The organism is Mesorhizobium sp. M7A.F.Ca.MR.362.00.0.0 (genome assembly GCF_004023175.1).
Taxonomy (GTDB): domain Bacteria; phylum Pseudomonadota; class Alphaproteobacteria; order Rhizobiales; family Rhizobiaceae; genus Mesorhizobium.
Genome location: NZ_RZTF01000265.1, coordinates 1 through 3,798, shown reverse-complemented (window position 1 = coordinate 3,798; position 3,798 = coordinate 1). Strand labels below are relative to the sequence as shown.

The following is a 3,798-nucleotide window of genomic DNA, read 5'->3' as shown; positions in this document are numbered from 1 at the left end:
AGAATGTCGAGATCATCGATCTTGCTTTCCCGCCCGACCTGCAGCCGGCGCTGATCCGTCACGCGCTGAAGCAGAAGCACATCAAGGCGATCCTGGCGCAGAAGCCGTTGGCCTTGTCGGTCGAGGAAGCGGTCAAGCTGCGCGACGAGGCGGCAAAAGCCGGCAAGATCCTCTCGGTCAATCAGAACATGCGCTACGACCAGTCGATGCGCGTCTTGAAGCAGATCATCGACAGCGGCGCGCTGGGCGACATCGTCTTCGCGCAGATCGACATGCACGCCATCCCGCACTGGCAGAGCTTCCTCGAGGACTATGACCGGCTGACGCTCGCCAACATGAGTGTGCATCATCTCGACGTGCTGCGCTTTCTGTTCGGCGATCCCGACGAGATCACCACGCTGACACGCAAGGATCCGCGCACGACATTCGACCATTCCGATGGCATCACCGTGTCGACGCTGCGCTTCCCGTCCGGTGTGCTTGCCGTGTCGCTGGAGGATGTCTGGTCCGGTCCGCGTCAGGATGGCTACAAGGACGACCAGCACATCAACTGGCGCGTCGACGGCAGCAAGGGGGTCGCGAAGGGCACCATTGGCTGGCCGACGGGCGCTGCCTCGACGCTGACCTATGCCTCGACCGAGACGACCGGAGGCGAGTGGGTCAGTCCGAGCTGGGACACGATGTGGTTCCCGCATGCCTTTATCGGGGTGATGGAGCAGCTCCAGCACGCGGTGAAGACCGGCACACCGCCGGCGCTGTCGGTCGCCGACAACGTCAAGACCATGGCGCTGGTCGAGGCGGGTTATCGCTCGATCGACGAGGGCCGCACGGTCAAGCTTTCCGAAATCGCTACCTGATCACCGCAACTGAAACACCAGACAACTGAATCGCTTACAGGGAGGAATTCACACTATGATGCAGGCAGGTATTTTCACGGGCTATTTCCCGTACGGCCTCGAAGAGACGGCGAAGAAGATCCGTGGCCACGGTTTCAACACCGTGCAGCTCGACCTTCATTTCAAGGATATCGACCTGTCGGCCGGCCAGATCACCAAGGATAAGGCCAAGAAGGTTCGCGACACGTTCCGTGCCCACGACCTGCCGATCTGCTGCATCTCGGGCTACACCAATGTCATTCATCCCGACCTCGCGCACCGCAAGGCGAATGTCGATCGGCTGAAGGAAATCATCCGCAACGCCCGCCAGCTCGGCAGTCCTTACGTGATCTCGGAGACCGGTACCTACAACACCGAGAGCGAGTGGATGAGCGATCCCAAGAACAAGTCCGAAGAGGGTTTTGAGATGTGCCGCAAGGTGATCTCCGAACTGGCGCAGGAAGCCTATGACCACGGCTCAATGTTCCTGCTCGAAACCTACGTCAACAATGTCGTCGGCTCGGTCGAGGAAACGGTGAGGATGTTCGCGCAGGTCGACCATCCGGGCCTCGGCCTGCTGATGGATCCGACCAACTACTTCGAAAGCCACAACATCGACCAGATGGACAAGGTGCTGAACCAGGTGTTCGACACGCTGGCCGACAAGGTCAAGATCGCGCATGCCAAGGATGTCGCACGAGCCGGCGACGACAAGAGCGAGAAGCATGCGGACATCGGCGATGACGACGCGCTGGCCTCGCACACCTTCCGCGGCGTTGGCGAGATGGTCCTCAACGCGCCGGGCACCGGCTCGCTGAACTACGACCTCTATCTGCAGCGCCTGTCGCAGAAGAACCCGAACATCCCGGTGATCATCGAACACCTTTCGGAAGACGACGTGCCGAGGGCCAAGAAATTTCTCGACGACAAGTTCCGCGCCAACGGTCTCTGACCAGCTGTGCGTCGCCCTTTGCCGGCGGTGCATCCGGCTTGGAAGCAACAACAAGGGAGGAATTGCAGTGTTGAAATTCGGATTGAAACTGGCAGCGGCCGCGACTGTGTTCGCGGGCATCGCATTCGCCTCGCCGGCAATGGCGCAGGATGGCCAGAAGACGTTCTATCTGCTGTCGCATGGCGGTCCGTCGGATGCGTTCTGGCTGGACTGGAATGCCGGCGCGACCAAAGCCTGCGACCAGCTCAAGGTGACCTGCAAGATCTCCTTCAGCGGCGGCGACATGGCGGCGCAGAAGGAGGCCTTCAATTCCGCGCTTGCGGCCAAGCCCGACGGCATCGCCACCACCTCGGCCCAGCCGGGCCTGTGGACCGAGGAAGTGAAGGCTGCCAAGGCGGCCGGGATCCCGATCGTGTTCTTCAACACAGACGATCCGGCGACCGGACGGCAGGCCTATGTCGGCGCCGATCTCAAGGAGGCGGGGGTCATCTGGGCCAAGTATCTTGTCGACCACAAGATGGTGAAGCAGGGCGACAAGGTGTTCCTGCCGGTGGAAGTGCCTGGCGCCAGCTATCAGCAGCTGGAGACCGAAGGCATCGCCAGCGTCTTCGATCCGTTGGGGATCAAATATGATGTGGTCGATTGCGGCACCGACCCGGCCGGCATCATTGCCAAGATGACCGACTATATGGTGGCCAACAATCCGCCGGCGATCATCGCGCTCGGCGATTCCGTCGCGGCCAGCGTCAAGCGGGTGTTCGACGGCGCCGGTGTGCCGGCCGGCAAGATCCCGGTCGTCGGCTGGGGCAATTCGAAGGAAACCGCGGAAGCCGTGAAGTCCGGCTTCGTCAACGCGGCCGCCTGGCAGTTTCCGTCTGCGCAAGGCTTCATGCCGGTGGCGCTGCTCGGGCTCGCCGCGTCGGGCGAACCGATCGGCTACGACATCCATACTTTCAGCCTCTACGACGCCTCGAGCGTCGAACCGATCCTGAAACTCTACGACACGAAGTGAAAACCGGTGCCCGCGGCGCAGGCCGCGGGCACCATTTCAAAGCATGGTTCAAGCAGTCATGATGATCGCCGCAGAAGACGAAATGCCTGTCGGGAAACGTAGATCGAGCCTTATGCGCTCGCCGCAATTCTCCTCGCTCGTCATCCTCATTGTCCTGCTCGCGGTGTTCGCCATCGCCGATGCCAATTTCCTGTCGCCGCTCAACATCTCCAACATGATGGCGTTCCTCCCCGAGCTCGGCATTATCGCGCTCGGCATGACGCTGCTTCTGACGGCGGGCGAATTCGACCTGTCGGTTGGTGCCGTGTTCGGGCTGGCGCCGGTCGTCGTCATGCTTCTGGTGCAGAACGGAGGCGTCGATATCGGCATCGCGCTTCTGGCCGGGCTTCTGCTGTGCATCGCCATCGGCGCCATCAACGGGCTGATCGTCACCAAGATCGGCATTTCGTCCTTCCTGGTCACGCTGTCCATGCTGCTCGTGGTGCGCGGGGCGGCGCTCTACATCACGCAGGGCTTTCCGCTGAAATCCTGGGACCAGCCAGGCTTTTTCGTCACGCTGCTGGCCGGCAGCTTCAATGTCGGGTCGTTCCGGTTCTACACCTCGCTGTGGTGGTTCATCGGTCTCTCGCTGCTGGCGATCTACGTGCTGCGCTATGCCAAGCTCGGCAACTGGATCAGCGCCATCGGCTCCAACCGGAACGCGGCGGTGGCGCGCGGCGTGCCGGCGGACGCCGTCAAGGTGTGGCTGTTCATCCTGACTTCGGTCCTTGCGGGACTGGCCGGCATGATCAGCGCCTTCCGCATCTCGGCCGCCTCACCGGTGGCCGGCACCGGCTATGAGCTCGAAGTGATCGCCATGGTGGTGGTCGGCGGCACGGCGCTGACCGGCGGACGCGGCACGATCCTCGGCACCATCGTCGGCGCGCTGATGCTGCGCGCGATCCGCAACGGCATCGTGC

Annotated in this window: 4 protein-coding genes; all 4 read left to right on the top strand. The window is 62.2% G+C overall.

Features of this window, described 5'->3' with window-relative positions; genetic code table 11:
• On the top strand, positions 1-857 hold an 857-nt coding region (locus EOC06_RS25865; protein WP_245470067.1), incomplete at its 5' end, for a Gfo/Idh/MocA family protein.
• 55 nt (positions 858-912) lie between these two features.
• Positions 913-1,827, top strand: coding sequence for a sugar phosphate isomerase/epimerase (locus EOC06_RS25860; protein ID WP_127317901.1), 915 nt, complete (start codon positions 913-915; stop codon positions 1,825-1,827).
• A 67-nt stretch (positions 1,828-1,894) separates the two neighbouring features.
• Entirely contained in the window at positions 1,895-2,839 is a 945-nt protein-coding gene (locus tag EOC06_RS25855) for a substrate-binding domain-containing protein (protein ID WP_127267574.1), read from the top strand.
• Positions 2,840-2,900: 61 nt separating this feature from the next.
• Positions 2,901-3,798: ABC transporter permease (locus EOC06_RS25850; protein WP_245470065.1), on the top strand; the 898-nt coding region annotated here is incomplete at its 3' end.

Coding starts and splice junctions, on each gene's coding strand:
- EOC06_RS25860 (WP_127317901.1), top strand. CDS start 913: ATGATGCAGGCAGGTATTTTCACGGGCTATTTCCCGTACGGCCTCGAA.